The sequence below is a fragment of the Affinirhizobium capsici genome, assembly GCF_977018625.1.
Genome location: NZ_CDRNXD010000004.1, coordinates 391278 through 404855 on the forward strand (window position 1 = coordinate 391278; position 13578 = coordinate 404855).

The 13578-nt window shown below is 56.1% G+C and carries 14 protein-coding genes; 5 read left to right on the forward strand and 9 right to left on the reverse strand.

Translation table 11 applies throughout. The features are described 5' to 3' along the window. Nucleotides 1-13: 13 nt before the first annotated feature. Nucleotides 14-1099, reverse strand: coding sequence for an ABC transporter ATP-binding protein (locus AC0JZ1_RS05260; protein WP_471881369.1), 1086 nt, complete (start codon nucleotides 1097-1099; stop codon nucleotides 14-16). 243 nt (nucleotides 1100-1342) lie between these two features. Here AC0JZ1_RS05260 and AC0JZ1_RS05265 point away from each other — a divergent pair, with 243 nt between their 5' ends. Beyond that, nucleotides 1343-2053, forward strand: a complete 711-nt coding sequence (locus AC0JZ1_RS05265; protein WP_471881370.1) for a GntR family transcriptional regulator — start codon at nucleotides 1343-1345, stop codon at nucleotides 2051-2053. Between the two features lie 50 nt (nucleotides 2054-2103). Here the strand turns inward: AC0JZ1_RS05265 and AC0JZ1_RS05270 are convergent, their stop codons facing one another. Further along, nucleotides 2104-3909 (reverse strand): methyl-accepting chemotaxis protein, encoded by a 1806-nt coding sequence (locus AC0JZ1_RS05270; RefSeq protein ID WP_471881371.1) that lies wholly within the window; start codon nucleotides 3907-3909, stop codon nucleotides 2104-2106. Nucleotides 3910-4264: 355 nt separating this feature from the next. Here AC0JZ1_RS05270 and AC0JZ1_RS05275 point away from each other — a divergent pair, with 355 nt between their 5' ends. After that, nucleotides 4265-4567, forward strand: coding sequence for a hypothetical protein (locus AC0JZ1_RS05275; RefSeq protein WP_471883363.1), 303 nt, complete (start codon nucleotides 4265-4267; stop codon nucleotides 4565-4567). Between the two features lie 84 nt (nucleotides 4568-4651). Here the strand turns inward: AC0JZ1_RS05275 and AC0JZ1_RS05280 are convergent, their stop codons facing one another. From AC0JZ1_RS05280 to AC0JZ1_RS05300, 5 genes are read right to left on the reverse strand one after another with little or no spacing between them, the layout of a single operon-like run. Further along, nucleotides 4652-5536: a glycerophosphodiester phosphodiesterase gene (locus AC0JZ1_RS05280; protein ID WP_471881372.1), complete on the reverse strand. Its 885-nt coding sequence runs from the start codon at nucleotides 5534-5536 to the stop codon at nucleotides 4652-4654. 11 nt (nucleotides 5537-5547) lie between these two features. Beyond that, entirely contained in the window at nucleotides 5548-6306 is a 759-nt protein-coding gene (locus AC0JZ1_RS05285) for an iron ABC transporter ATP-binding protein (RefSeq protein WP_471881373.1), read from the reverse strand. Then, complete coding sequence (locus AC0JZ1_RS05290; protein ID WP_471881374.1) at nucleotides 6303-7256, reverse strand: iron chelate uptake ABC transporter family permease subunit; 954 nt, start codon at nucleotides 7254-7256, stop codon at nucleotides 6303-6305. Before AC0JZ1_RS05290 ends, AC0JZ1_RS05285 begins: the two co-directional genes overlap by 4 nt. After that, the gene (locus AC0JZ1_RS05295; RefSeq protein WP_471883364.1) at nucleotides 7246-8208 is read right to left on the reverse strand and encodes an ABC transporter permease; all 963 of its coding nucleotides are present in this window, start codon (nucleotides 8206-8208) and stop codon (nucleotides 7246-7248) included. The genes AC0JZ1_RS05290 and AC0JZ1_RS05295 overlap by 11 nt, the downstream gene beginning before the upstream one ends. Nucleotides 8209-8256: 48 nt before the next feature. Continuing rightward, entirely contained in the window at nucleotides 8257-9171 is a 915-nt protein-coding gene (locus AC0JZ1_RS05300) for a siderophore ABC transporter substrate-binding protein (RefSeq protein WP_471881375.1), read from the reverse strand. A 143-nt stretch (nucleotides 9172-9314) separates the two neighbouring features. Between AC0JZ1_RS05300 and AC0JZ1_RS05305 the strand changes: the two genes are divergently transcribed. The 3 genes from AC0JZ1_RS05305 (at nucleotide 9315) to AC0JZ1_RS05315 (ending at nucleotide 11908) form a co-directional block, all read left to right on the forward strand. Beyond that, complete coding sequence (locus AC0JZ1_RS05305) at nucleotides 9315-10226, forward strand: alpha/beta hydrolase (RefSeq protein ID WP_471881376.1); 912 nt, start codon at nucleotides 9315-9317, stop codon at nucleotides 10224-10226. Between the two features lie 70 nt (nucleotides 10227-10296). Continuing rightward, complete coding sequence (locus AC0JZ1_RS05310) at nucleotides 10297-11157, forward strand: SDR family oxidoreductase (protein ID WP_471881377.1); 861 nt, start codon at nucleotides 10297-10299, stop codon at nucleotides 11155-11157. A 76-nt stretch (nucleotides 11158-11233) separates the two neighbouring features. Continuing rightward, nucleotides 11234-11908, forward strand: a complete 675-nt coding sequence (locus AC0JZ1_RS05315) for a GNAT family N-acetyltransferase (RefSeq protein WP_471881378.1) — start codon at nucleotides 11234-11236, stop codon at nucleotides 11906-11908. Here the strand turns inward: AC0JZ1_RS05315 and AC0JZ1_RS05320 are convergent. Both AC0JZ1_RS05320 and AC0JZ1_RS05325 read right to left on the reverse strand, forming a co-directional pair. Further along, nucleotides 11903-12202: a hypothetical protein gene (locus AC0JZ1_RS05320; RefSeq protein WP_471881379.1), complete on the reverse strand. Its 300-nt coding sequence runs from the start codon at nucleotides 12200-12202 to the stop codon at nucleotides 11903-11905. The genes AC0JZ1_RS05315 and AC0JZ1_RS05320 overlap by 6 nt on opposite strands. Then, nucleotides 12199-13545: an NAD(P)/FAD-dependent oxidoreductase gene (locus tag AC0JZ1_RS05325; protein ID WP_471881380.1), complete on the reverse strand. Its 1347-nt coding sequence runs from the start codon at nucleotides 13543-13545 to the stop codon at nucleotides 12199-12201. Before AC0JZ1_RS05325 ends, AC0JZ1_RS05320 begins: the two co-directional genes overlap by 4 nt. Nucleotides 13546-13578: the final 33 nt, after the last annotated feature.

Genomic DNA, 13578 nt, shown 5'->3' on the forward strand with positions numbered 1-13578 from the left:
TGATGTTTTCTTGTTATGCGTTGTGTCCGAGCACGATTACGTCCTCGGCGTTCCAGGACAGCTGGATGGCTTCGCCAACCCGAATGGGTGAGGCAAAGAACATTGTGTCGCTGATGATGGCGGTGAATTCCTCGATGCCGGCGCCTGTAGCGACCAGCTTCACGGATGAGCCGCGATATTCGACGTTGGAAACAGTGCCGGTAAAGCCTCGCCCTTCCATCGGGGCATTGCCAATTTGCACCCGGTCTGTGCGGATCGCGATATCAACGGGGCTTCCTTCTTCAAGTTTGGAGGGAGGGGCCGAGAATCGGCCACCCGCGGGAATGGCAAGGGCGATGCCTTCATCGGTCCTTGCGGTGACCTTGCCGGAAATGACATTGTGATCACCCATAAAGCGAGCGACGAAGGCAGTGGCTGGACGCTCAAATACATCGCGTGGGGCAGCGGCTTGCTCTATGCGACCATCGTTCATCACCACGATGATATCTGCCAGCGCCATCGCTTCTTCCTGGCTGTGGGTGACGTGAACGAAGGTGATGCCAAGCGTATTTTGCAGCTTTTTGAGTTCAGCCCGCATGCGAATTTTAAGAAACGGATCGAGGGCAGACAGTGGCTCATCCAGAAGCAGAGCTTCAGGATCGGTAATCAGGGCGCGGGCGAGAGCCACACGTTGCTGCTGACCACCGGAAAGCTGGGCCGGACGCCGGTTGGCATAGGGTTCCAGCTGCATCAGCTTCAGCATGTCGAGTGCCTTGGCGCGTCGTGTTTCTTTATCGACCCCTTTCATTTTCAGGGAGAAGGCGACATTGTCGATCAGATCAAGATGGGGAAAAAGAGCGTAGGACTGAAACATCATGGCCGTGCCGCGTGCTGCCGGCGGAAGGTCTGTCACGTCCTTGTTGCCCAGAAGTATATCACCCTCGGACACGCTCTCGTGCCCGGCAATCATTCTCAAAGTTGATGTCTTGCCGCATCCGGATGGGCCGAGCAGGCAGCAATAACTGCCTGCGGGAATTTTGAGGTTGATTGAGTGGACGGCTTTGGTCGCACCATAGATCTTGGATACCGAGGCAATCTCAATTTCTGCTGCTTTGCTCATACACGTCTCCCTCAAGCCGAATTGATTGATGCATGAGGCGTGCCAATTCGGATTTCGCGGTGTTTGACGTGCATTAGGAAGGGCTCAGGCGGTTTTGTGCGCTGCACGCACAGCGCACGAGCAGTCTTTGCTCAAATTTTCAGCGATTGTGTACGAAGGATTGGGTGGATTGTATCCAATCGACCGAGCTTCTTTCTTCCGCTTCATGTTCAGGCTAGAAGAGGAGCGCAACTGGATTCGATCATGCAGATCAGCGACAAGATTTCTCCGTTTGAAGATGTGCCGGATGATCGCGCCCTGGCCATACGAGAAGCGCTGCGGGATGCCATTGTTGACCGGCGTCTTGCGCCCGGCACCAAGCTTTCGGAAGCGGAGGTTGGTACGCTTTTCGATGCCAGCCGCACCGTGGTTCGCGCAGCCTTGCAGATGCTGACATTTGAAGGCCTTGTGAAATCCGAGCGAAATCGAGGGGCTTTTGTATCCAATCCGTCTCCTGAAGAGGCGAGGCAGGTGTTCGCGTCTCGCCGTTTGCTGGAGCCCGGGATCGTGAGCGCGGCGATTGAGCGGTTGACTGACCGCGATGTTGAGGATTTTCGCAAACAGCTGGACGAAGAAACCCGCTACATGAACCAGCGAGGTCCGGCGGCACGGCGGGCGGAAATCAAGGCGTCGGGCGATTTTCACCTGATGTTGGCGCGGGTATCTGGCAATGTCATCCTAGAGCGCTTCATGGACGAGCTTGTCGCCCGCTCTTCGCTTGTAATTGCACTTTACGGCAATACTGGCGTTTCACGCTGTGGCCATCACGAACATGCTGATATTCTGGCAGCGCTTGAAGCGCGGGATGCTGCGAGAGCCAGCGCATTGATGCTGCATCACATCGATCATATCGAAGCGGATCTTGATCTGCGTGTTCGGGATGGTCTGGCTCTTCGAGAGGCACTGGATATCTGATATGGAAAAGCTCCCGACCCGGGCCGGGAGCTTTTGTAGCGTTGCCGTGATCAGGCTGCTCTGCTGTAGGATGAAGCGCTGCCCTGTTGTGGCAGGCGGAACTGGCCGAGCAGTTGAATAAGCGCCTGCGCGTCGCCTGCAAGGTTCTGCGAGGTGGAGGTTGCGTCCTGAACCATGGCCGCATTTTTCTGCGTGCCTTGGTCGATAGAGTTCACCGCCGTATTCACCTCCTGCAGTCCCAAGGACTGTTCGCGATAGGCTTCCGCAATAGCCTGGATATTCGCAGTCATTTTCTGAACCTGTTCGACAATGCCTTCCAGCGATTTGCCGGTATTGCCAACCAGTTCCACGCCGCGCGCCACCTGTTCGCTGGAGGTGTGGATCAGATCCTTGATTTCCTTCGCGGCCTTGGCGGATCTTTGCGCCAGTTCGCGAACTTCCTGTGCGACGACAGCAAAACCCTTGCCCGCTTCGCCAGCACGCGCAGCCTCCACGCCTGCATTGAGGGCAAGAAGGTTGGTCTGGAAAGCAATTTCATCGATGACGCCGATAATGCTGGAAATTTGTTCTGAAGAAGTCTCAATGGCTTCCATTGCATCCACAGCGGAGCGAACGACAGCGCCAGACTGACGAGCGCCTTCTCCGGTTTCAGCCACCAATCGACGTGTCTCTTCAGCGCGCTTGGCGCCGTCGCGCACGGTCGTGGTTATCTCTTCCAATGCGGCGGCTGTTTGCTCAACTGAGGCAGCCTGCTGCTCCGTGCGGTGGGCAAGATCTTGCGTGGAATTGCGCAACTGATTCACGCCAGCACCGATCGTCTGGGCATTGCCGCCAACCTCCTGCATGGCAGCAGCCAGACGTTCAAGAGAATTGTTGAAGTCCATGCGAAGGTTATCGAGCGTAGGTGTGAATGGTTTGGAAATGCGGAAGGAAAGATCTCCATCCGAAAGAGCTTTCAAACCAGCAGCCAGAGACTGCACGACATTGGCCAGCGTGCCAGCCTCCTCAGCCTTAATGGCTTCGTTCTGCGCCCGCTCTGCATCCACCTCGCGCCGCGCAGCCTCCGCCTTGGCTTCAAGTTCCTGGCGCTCCAGCAGGTTTTGGCGGAAAATGGCCACAGTCTGTGCCATTGCGCCGATTTCATCAGCGCGATCCGTACCTTCAATCGCTGCCCCGGTTTCCCCGTTGGCCAGCGTCTTCATGCGGCCGCTCAAAAGGTTCATCGGAGATGTAATGCCCGCATGAGAGACGTAGAACGCAAAGCTGACAATGCCGATAATTCCTGCCAGAAGAACGTAGAAACTCATGTCGATGACAGCATCGGTTTCCGCAGCGATCGTGCTGCCGCCTGTATCGACCAGAGCCGTCAAGCTCGCATTGTTGGCGCCTGATTTGTCCGAGAAAGTTTGCGATAGCTTGTCCAGCGAGCGAACGATGGAATAAGCTTCCGCATCGTTACCCGCCTCCTTGGCGGCAACCACCTTGTCAAAAACTGTCTTGAACTCTTCGATCAAGGTATTGATCTCAGCGACTGCAGGGCGGCGCTCCGGCACGTTGGTGGAAATCGTTACCAGCTTTTCCTTCGCACCGGCCAAATTGCGAGCGAAAGCGGCTTTGCCCTCTTCATAAGCTGGGGAGCCGCGCTCATTCAACGCAACGCGCGTGATAGCGTTGACTGCTGTCCACATACCTGCGGAAGACCGTGCGCCCAAAACAGCGGATGCTGCCTGGGTCTTGATGAAGTCCGCATAGCGATCGTTTGCGCCATCGAATGTCTCGCTCAAATAGACGATGCCAGCGAACGTAAACAAACCCAGAGAAATGATCAGCGATAAGATCTTCGTCCTAATCGACAAGCGATTGAGCATCTTCGTCCATAACCCCCAAAAAACAGGTCGGCCCCCGCCGCCCTAAAATTAGATGCTCTGCATAAATGAAAATGATTTCATATGGATATGGAGCATTTCTCTATCAGTAGAGGGTCAATAGTTAAGCTGAAGTATAATATCGGCTCGATTTCATAAGGACCTAGTGTTCGTACTCTTTTAACATTTGCGATGAGGTTTCAACGATGTTGACTTTTCTCTGTGCCATGGAACAAAACTTCATATGGCCGCGTTGATGGCCCGCGTAACGATAGAGAGTGCCCATCGAGCGGCACGAGGAGGAAACATGTTCAAGGCGATCCAAGCTGCCTCTCTGGCGCTGACAATGGCGGTCGCAGGCGTTGTCACGGCTACGCCCGCAGGCGCTCAGGATGTGGAACTGCGCATCGGGCCGGATGGCGTTCGCCCTGTTGTTCGTGATCGCGAACGTGAGATGCAGCGCGATTACCGCCGCGGCCCTGGCCGTGGCTGCAGCGAGCGTGAAGCACGTGCAGCCGCACGCGATATGGGTCTTCGCGATCCTGAAGTGGTGCGCGTCACCCCGGGCCGTGTTGTCGTAGAAGGCGAAACTCGCCGTGGCGTACAGCGCGTCACCTTCGCAAACGAGCGCGGTTGCCCAGAAATGTAATTGAAGCCTCCTGCTGGAGTGCTTGATCAAAGAAACCCGCCGAGCGAAAGCGCTACGGCGGGTTTTTGATTTAAAGCACTGTCCTTATTGATCAGAATTCTTCGAAAAATTGACCGCCTCTCTTCTCAATTGCATGGCTCTTTCAGTGGCCGGAGCCTCGTCTGTTGTAATCTGATCGACGCGAAGATCGAGCAGGGATGCGAACTGCCGCCATTCCTCGGAGGAAAATCCAAGGTCACGATTCTGGAGATTGAATGTCCAGGCATCCACCGTGCGGCCTTTGGAATGGCAAAGCGCTACAAGGTCCAGCCCTGACGCGTGCGCTGCCAGAAGAAGCGGCCAGGAGAGATAGACCATATGCGGATCAGTAGGGCCATCCAGATAGGATAATAGCTCACGCTCCACCGCCTCCGGTCCCGCTCGGTGCAGCAAATTAAACAGCTTGTCAGTGGGATCAATACCACGGGGGACTTGAGGCAGTTCGCGCCGGATGGCTTCAATCAGGGAGAGGTCCGCCCCGCTGACGATCATGAACTGCCCCATCTCCGCGAAATAGCGCTTGAGATGCGCAAGACCACCTGGCCCAATTGTGGCGAGATCGTCCTTCATGTCGAATTGCAGCAGGGCTTGGCTGTGTGCCGATTGCATGAGGTGGGCCAGATCTTCACTGAGGATCGGAGGGGTTCCGCCACTTTTCATGGTGAGAACGCGGATATCGCTGCCGCTGGCCGCCCTGACCAAACCGTGACCGCTTGTTTCACCCTTCAGGTCTGCATCATGCAGAACCACAAAGCCACCATCGCCGCGTACACGAAGGTCCAGCTCCATGGATGCCCCGAGCCGAAAACCTTCCGCCATGGTATCTGCCGAAAACAGAGGCGCATCGAGCCTCAGTCGCAAACGATGCCATTTTAGCCTGATCCGGTGACCTTCGTGATGGAGATCGAGACCGGGATAGGCGTTCTGCATGTCATGTTCCGTCAGGTGAAATAAGTGGCAATCCTGTGCCCGTCGAGCTGGTGCACAGTAAACTCCGTACCATAGATTTCCGATAGGGTCTCTGGTTGTACGATATCGATTGGCGCGCCCTGCTTAAACAGCTTTGCCTCGCGCATGACGACGATGTGATCGGAATAGCAGGAGGCGAAGTTGATATCGTGCAGCACCACGACCACCGTCTTGTTGAGGTCGCGGGCGGCATTCTTCAGAAGCTTCATCATGCCAACGGCGTGGCGGATATCGAGATTGTTCAGCGGCTCATCGAAAAGCATGTAATCCGTATCCTGGCAGAGTACCATGGCAACAAAGGCGCGTTGCCGTTGCCCGCCGGAGAGTTCGTCCAGGTAGCGTTCCGCCAGGGCTTCAAGGCCCAAGTAACTGAGCGCCCGCTCCACATGCTGCGCATCTTCCCGCGTCGGGCGGCCTTTGGAATAGGGGTAGCGGCCAAAGGTCACGAGATCGCGCACGGTGAGGCGGGCGACCATGTGGTTATCCTGCCGGAGAAACGCCAGCCTTCGCGCCAGAGCATCTCCCGAGGTGCGGGCCACATCCAGCCCATCCACCAAAACCTTGCCCTGATCCATGGGCAGCAAACGGGCAATCATCGATAGAAGAGTGGATTTTCCAGCGCCGTTCGGGCCGATGATGGAGGTGAGGCCTCCCTTTGGCAGGGTGAGCGTAACACCATCGACCACCACCGTTTCGCCATAGGCTTTGCTGACGCCCTGGATCTCGATCATCGGATGGCACCTCGCAGCAGGAAGAGAATGAAGAAAATACCGCCCGCAAACTCAATGATGATGGAGAGGGCGGTGTTGAAGCTGAACGCACGTTCCAAGAAGGTTTGACCTCCCACAAGCATCAGGATTGCCAGTAATACGGCGGTGGGAATGACGAAGCGGTGCTTGGCCGATGGCATCAGGATGTAGGCAAGGTTTGCGACCAGGACGCCGAAGAATGTGGCAGGACCAACAAGCGCGGTGGAGACCGACACAAGTACGGACACCAGAATGAGAATGATCAAGGTTAAGCGCTTGTAATCGACGCCGAGCGAAATGGCAGTTTCCCGACCGAGCGCCAGAACATCGAAAGTGTGGCCGATGCGCCAGGCAACGAGCGAGGCCATGCCGACCAGGCCGAAAGAAACGCCGAGCAGCTCCGCATCCATGGAATTGAAATTGGCGAACAGCCGATCCTGCAAGATAACGAAATCGTTCGGATCGAGAATACGCTGAATGAACCCGGAAAGGCTTCGAAACAGGACGCCGACCACAATGCCAGTCAGCATCAACAGATGGAGGCTTTTCAGCGCGCCGGAAAAGAGAAGCTGAAACAGGATCAGCGAAAAGCCCATCATCACTGCGATACTCAGCACAAAAAGCAGCCGTGGATCGAGCGTGGAAAGGCTGGCAGCGCCAAGCATAGACACAAGAAGGGTCTGCAACAGGCCGTAAAGGCTATCGAAACCCATGACGGAGGGTGTGAGAATTCGGTTGTTCGTGATGGTTTGGAAAAGCACGGTGGAGAGGGCTATGGCGTAGGCCACAAGCAAAATTCCAAGCAGCTTGGTTCCACGAAAGCCAAGGATGAAGGACCAGCTTCCGCGCGCGCCAAGGGTCATGAAGGCAAGGCAGGCGGCAAGACAGAGAACGCTCAAAACGCTAAGAATGAGCATAGGGTTACGCCGCACGGCTCTGCCTCCTTGTGAGCAGGAAGAGGAAGAAGCCACTGCCGAGCACACCGAGAACAGCGCCCACCGGCACTTCAAACGGCCAGACGACGATGCGCCCGATGATGTCGCAAGCCAGCACCAGTCCGGCGCCAAAAAGAGCTGTCCAGGGCAGGCTGCGGCGAAGGCTATCGCCCATCACCATGCTCACCACATTCGGCACGATGAGACCGAGGAATGGGATGACACCCGCTGTGACGACGACGCACGCCGTGACCATGGAAACAATGACGAGGCCAAGCATCATGACGTGGCGGTAGTTGAGGCCCAGATTAGTGGCAAATTCCTCACCAAGACCAGCGAGGGTAAACCGGTCGGCGGCGATATAGGCGGCAATCGTCAGCGCGAAGGAAAGCCAGAGAATTTCGTAGCGCCCACGCAAGACTGAGGAGAAATCGCCGTTCTGAAACGCTGCCAGCGTCTGCATCATGTTAAGCCGGTAGGCAATGAAGGCGGCAACAGAATAAATCACTCCGCCCAGCATCAGGCCGACCAGCGGCACCATGACCACCGAATGCAGCGGTATGCGCCGCAGGATGGCAAGGAAAAGCGCGGTCCCTGCCAGCGCGAATGCTGCGGCAAAAGCCATTTTGCCAAGCACGGGCATGCCCGGCGAAACGATGAGCGCGATCAGCATGCCAAGGCTTGCCGATTCCACCGTTCCCGCCGTTGAGGGTTCAACGAAGCGATTGCGCGCCAGCATCTGCATCAGTGTTCCGCAGACAGCAAGGCCGGAGCCCGCAAGCACGAGAGCCAACGTGCGGGGCAGGCGGCTTGCGGCCAGAACAAGCAGCGCTTTCTCGTCTGCCTGACCTGTCAAAACGGCAAGCGGGGAGATGTCGCTGACGCCGAAAAACAGGCTCAGCAAACCAAGAGAGAAAACAGCGAGAGTGGCGAGGGCAAGACGCATGATGCACCAGTCAGCAGGAGGCTAATCCGTTTGATCGACCTTTGCGCTGTCTCAACGAGCGGCGATTGCGCTGTTCAGTTGATCGACAGTCTTCTGCAAAGCCGTGAGACCGCCGCCGACGACATAGAGCGCCAAGCCATCGAGATAGACGACCTGCTTCTTCTTCCAGGCGGTGGTCTGGTGAACAATGTCATTGTCCAGCATCTTGGCAGCCGCTTCGCCCTTGCCGCCAATGGCCGCGTCGCGATCAATCACGATCAGCCAATCCGGGTTCTTTTCCAGAATATATTCGTAGGAAATCGGCTGGCCGTGGGTGTCCGCCTTAATGGTTTCATCGGCGGGCGTCATGCCGTAATCGGAAAATAGCACGCCAAAGCGCGAGCCGGGGCCATAGGTGCTCATCTTGCCGCCAGTGGTCAGCACGATCAGACCCTTGCCAGCCGTCTTTGTCTTTTGCTTCAATTCCGCTGTGGAGGTGTTCAGCTTATCGATCAGTCGGTCGGCTTCGCTCTCCTTATCGAAGATGCGCGCCAACATGCGGATGTTATCTTCCGATTGCCTGAGGAAGTTCGTGCCATCGACTGATAGATCAATTGTCGGAGCAATCTGCGACAACTCTTTGAATTTGGTGGCGGATCGCGCCGTTACAATAATGAGGTCAGGCTGCATGGCGGCAATGGCCTCGTAATCCGGCTCGAACAGGGAGCCGATCTTTTCGGTGCCACCGCCCTCGTATTTCGCGAGATAATCCGGCATCGGCGCTTTCGGCACGCCTGCCACGGAAACGCCCAAGGCATCCAGCGTGTCGAGTGCTGCAAGATCGAAGGTCACGACCTTATTTGGCGTCGCTGCCAGCTTGGTTTCGCCCTGCGCATGGCGGATGGTCAGATCCGCCCCATGGGCGGAGATGGCGCTGGCAGCCAGCGCGAAGGCAAGCGTGAAAGAGCGAAACGAAGAGAGCAGCATGGGGTGATCCTTGCGCCGGGTCCACTCACAGAAATCAGGATGAGCGGGCGATTATAAGTTGAGAATGTGGGTTCACTTATTTAAAGCGGTGTGAGTTCGTCAAGAATTATATGGAGGCGGCCATCACAACAGCGGGAGTTTTTATGCCAGGCTTCAACCTTCGTCGCCGTCAATTGCTCGCTGCCCTGCCGTTCGTAACCATGACATCCGTTTTGAAGCCAAGCCTGACCTACGCCCAGATGCGGGTTGCCGAAACAACACTCGATATCTTCAATATGGAGGTGCCGACTCACAGGCTGGATGACCGTGTGGTGAAACTTAGCAATGGCCGCATTTTCCGCATTTTCCGGGCCATTCCGAAAACGCCAGCGCCTGCTTCAGGATATCCGACGCTGACCATGCTGGACGGAAATGCGGTATTCGATGATCTGACGCCGGAACTGCTGGCGCTCTCGCCTGATCTGGTGGTGATCGGTGTAGGCTATGACACCTCACGCAAATTCGCGATGGTGGAGCGCACTCTGGATTACACTCCGCCGAAACAAGGTGAGGGACCGCATGTCGATGCTTCGCGACCAGAGCGAAAGATCGGTGGCGGCTTTGAGTTCCTGACCATGTTGACGGCTGAATTGCGCACTGAGGCTGAACGTGGATTGCAGGTGGACCCGTCGCGGCGGGTGCTCGGCGGTCATTCCTTCGGCGGATTGATGACGCTGATAACGCTTTTTCGGCAACCGGATGCTTTTTCAGCCTATGCACCTGTCAGTCCCTCGCTCTGGTGGGCGATGGAACCGATGCGCAAGCTGGAGAAAGAAGCTATTTGGCCGAAGCCGGATGAAGGCAAGATCAGAGTATTCCTGTCCCTCGGCGACAAGGAACAGCGCTCTAACGATAAGGGGCCGCCGCCCACCGGACCTGCGCCGGAGACAATGGCTCTCATTGGTCGCCTTGCGCAAAATCCAGCTCTTTCCGTTTCGTCGGAGGTGCTGGAAGGCCATGTGCATGGCGCGACCCTTCTGGGGGCGCTGCCGCAAATTTTGCGTTTTGCGGTCTGACAGGAAAGCTGGAACATCGGCGGTTGACTGACGTTGGGCCTCACATCCCCCAACGATCAGAGGTGACTTCATGAACCAGAACCATCCCACGCCGCCTTTCCCGCAGGAAAAAATCGAAATGCCCGGCCTGACGCGCCAGATGCAGCCGAAACCGGACCATGGAGAGACATCCTATAAGGGGTCAGGCCGCTTGGAGGGCAAGAAGGCTGTCATCACCGGCGGCGATAGCGGTATTGGCCGTGCCGTTGCCATTGCCTTTGCCCGTGAGGGTGCCGACGTGCTGATTTCATACCTGAATGAAGATGAGGATGCGAACGAAACCAAGCGTCTGGTGGAAGAGGCAGGGCGAAAGGCTGTCGTCGTCGCCGGCGATCTTCAATCTGCAGATCATTGCCGTAAGGTCATCGATTCAGCCGTTCAAGAGCTAGGTGGCATCGATATCCTCGTGAACAATGCAGCACATCAGGCGACCTTCTCGACCATTGAAGAGATTCCGGATGAGGAGTGGGAACTGACTTTCAAGGTCAACATCCATGCCATGTTCTATCTTACCAAGGCAGCAGTCCCGCACATGAAGCCGGGTTCGTCCATCATCAATACCGCCTCAATCAATTCGGATAGCCCCAATCCTTCGCTACTTGCCTATGCGACAACCAAGGGGGCCATCCAGAATTTCACAGCAGGGCTCGCCCAGATGCTGGCGGAAAAGGGCATTCGCGCCAATGCCGTTGCTCCCGGCCCGATCTGGACACCACTCATCCCTTCTACCATGCCAGAGGATTCGGTGAAGAACTTCGGCAAGCAGGTGCCGATGAAGCGACCGGGCCAACCAGCAGAACTCGCTACAGCCTATGTCATGCTGGCCGATCCGCTCTCGTCCTATGTATCCGGCGCGACAATTGCGGTCACAGGCGGCAAGCCAATCATCTAAAAACCCTTAGTCATTTCAAGGATTAGATGCGGGCTTTTCACAAAGCGCAAAAACATCTTAATATTGATTCTGAAGGATGGCGGTGACTGAAGTTCACCGCCATCTTTTGATTGCATCATTATTTTTATCAACTTTAGATTTAACATCTGAGATGCCGATGGCAGCAATTACAGACGACGTTATATTTCGTACTGCAACCGTTCAGGACTGTGCAGATCTAGTGCTGCTTGCAGATACAGCCTCGCGTGGACTGACGTCATATCTCTGGAGCCTTTCAGCAAATACAGGCGAGGCTCCTTCTAATGTCGGGCGAAGGATCATTGCCCATGACACCCGGCATTTCATTCACTGCTCGAACTGGACCCTCGCCACAATTGAGGGGCAAACAGTGGGGGCCTTCAACATATACACCCTGCCTGATCCCGCCGTGATGCCAGCGGATGCGCCGGACGTGGTAAGGCCGTTAAATGAGTTGAAAGCGTTGCTGCCCGGTTCTGCCTATATTTCTGCCCTTGCACTTTATCCGGAATGGCAGGGTAAGGGCTTGGGCAAGGTGCTTTTGAAGGAGGCAGCCAACCTTTCCAAAAAAGCGCGATCTTCCCGGCTCGCTCTCTTGGTTGGGAGTTTTAACCCGAAGGCTTTGGCGCTCTATGAAAGCTTCGGTTTCACCGAGCAAGATCGCAGACCCTTCGTGGCGTTTCCCGGATCTGATCCGTCAGGCGATCTGATCCTCATGACAAAGGCCCTATAGGGCGTCTTGCGTATCCTGCTGACCCACCTTGCGTGCCAAAGCCTCAAAGTTTGGATGCGCACCTTTTTCTGCGTCATCATTGGCAACAAGAAGCAGGCGGATGGGAAACGCCATGGCTTTGACATGAGAGGGGGAAACGCTTTGCGCTTTCGGATCGGTCAGGACTGCCCGCTCCACTTCGCCGAGGACGTCGCGAATTTCCTCATGGGTCAAAAGCTGCTTTTCCACAAGCAGGCGGTTGATGCCTGCAATGGCCATGTAGAGCCCTTCCAGCTGCGGGTTGGCCGTGTTCATGTTTCACTCCTATGCGTCGTGGCCGGAACCATGTTTCCGGCGTTTTCATCAATCAGCCGCGCTCCGCGCTGGCGGGTTGCATAGCGCCAAAGCCACTGGACACTGACGAGTAGGCGCTTTTCGAAATTTACCAACAAATAGACATGGACGAAGGCCCATAAAAGCCAGGCAGTGCGCCCTTTCAGGCGGCGTTTGCCGAAATCGAAAATGGCGGCGTGACGACCGATAACGGCTGTGTTGCCTCGATTGTGAAAGCGGAAGGGTTCTGGTTTTTGACCTTCCAGAAGTGCGTAGCGTAGCGAACGGCCCAGATATTCACCCTGTTGCTTTGCCACCTGGGCAAGCGCTGGCAGAGGCTTGCCATCCTCTCCTAGACAAAGCGCGGTATCGCCAATTGCATATATATCCTGGCTTCCCTCGACCAGAAGGTCCGGCCCCACCGGAATGCGCCCGTTTGCTTTTGGCTCCAGTCCAAGCCACGCAAAGGCCGGGGAGGCCTTCACTCCTGCGCCCCAAAGAATGTTGCCCGCGAAAATGGTCTCGCCACTGGCGATCACGCTGTCCTTGGTGATCCTTTCAACCATGCGGCCTGTCTGGACTTCCACGCCCAGCTTTTCCAATTCCTTACGCGCATAATCGGTCAGCTCGTCGGGAAAGGCAGCAAGGATTTTCGGTCCAGCTTCGATCAGCACAACCCGAAAATCCTCTGGGGCGAGCTTGCGAAAATCGCGGGTAATCATAAAGCGGCCAAGTTCGGCAATGGCTCCGGCCATTTCAACGCCAGTTGGTCCGCCTCCGATCACCACGCTCGTCAGCAGTGCCTTCTTTTCTTGGGGATCACGGGAAAGCTCTGCCTTTTCGAACGCGAGAAGCAGGCGTTGACGGATCAGCCGCGCTTCATGGATCGTCTTGAGGCCGGGTGCAAAAGCACGCCACTCATCATGGCCAAAATAGTTATATTCAGAGCCCGTCGCGATGATCAGCCGGTCATAGGGCACTGGATCTGCCTGATCGAGCAGCACCTGGCGGTTTGCCTGATCAATACCTGAAACCTGTGCCAACATGACCTTGATGTTGTGGTAGCGGCCCAGTGTGCGGCGAATGGGTTCGGCAATATCGGCAGGCGAAAGCGCTGCGGTTGCGACCTGATAAAGAAGTGGCTGGAAGAGGTTGTGATTGCGACGGTCGATGACCGTAACATCCAAAACGGAGTTTCCCAAAGCGCGGGCCACCGCAAGGCCGCCGAAACCAGCACCGACAATCACCACCCGCTGAGGCCGTTGCGGCTTGTTGTTTTGCGCTGGCAATACGCTGAGTGGGGAGGTGTCAGGTGTGATGGACATGGAACCTCTTCTTGATCCTCGAGATTTTCTCAG

Excerpts from the sequence above, each read along its gene's own strand:
- AC0JZ1_RS05260 (WP_471881369.1), bottom strand. The coding sequence starts at position 1,099 with ATGAGCAAAGCAGCAGAAATTGAGATTGCCTCGGTATCCAAGATCTAT.
- AC0JZ1_RS05265 (WP_471881370.1), top strand. The coding sequence starts at position 1,343 with ATGCAGATCAGCGACAAGATTTCTCCGTTTGAAGATGTGCCGGATGAT.
- AC0JZ1_RS05275 (WP_471883363.1), top strand. The coding sequence starts at position 4,265 with ATGGCGGTCGCAGGCGTTGTCACGGCTACGCCCGCAGGCGCTCAGGAT.
- AC0JZ1_RS05280 (WP_471881372.1), bottom strand. The coding sequence starts at position 5,536 with ATGCAGAACGCCTATCCCGGTCTCGATCTCCATCACGAAGGTCACCGG.
- AC0JZ1_RS05285 (WP_471881373.1), bottom strand. The coding sequence starts at position 6,306 with ATGATCGAGATCCAGGGCGTCAGCAAAGCCTATGGCGAAACGGTGGTG.
- AC0JZ1_RS05300 (WP_471881375.1), bottom strand. The coding sequence starts at position 9,171 with ATGCTGCTCTCTTCGTTTCGCTCTTTCACGCTTGCCTTCGCGCTGGCT.
- AC0JZ1_RS05305 (WP_471881376.1), top strand. The coding sequence starts at position 9,315 with ATGCCAGGCTTCAACCTTCGTCGCCGTCAATTGCTCGCTGCCCTGCCG.
- AC0JZ1_RS05310 (WP_471881377.1), top strand. The coding sequence starts at position 10,297 with ATGAACCAGAACCATCCCACGCCGCCTTTCCCGCAGGAAAAAATCGAA.
- AC0JZ1_RS05315 (WP_471881378.1), top strand. The coding sequence starts at position 11,234 with ATGGCGGTGACTGAAGTTCACCGCCATCTTTTGATTGCATCATTATTT.
- AC0JZ1_RS05320 (WP_471881379.1), bottom strand. The coding sequence starts at position 12,202 with ATGAACACGGCCAACCCGCAGCTGGAAGGGCTCTACATGGCCATTGCA.
- AC0JZ1_RS05325 (WP_471881380.1), bottom strand. The coding sequence starts at position 13,545 with ATGTCCATCACACCTGACACCTCCCCACTCAGCGTATTGCCAGCGCAA.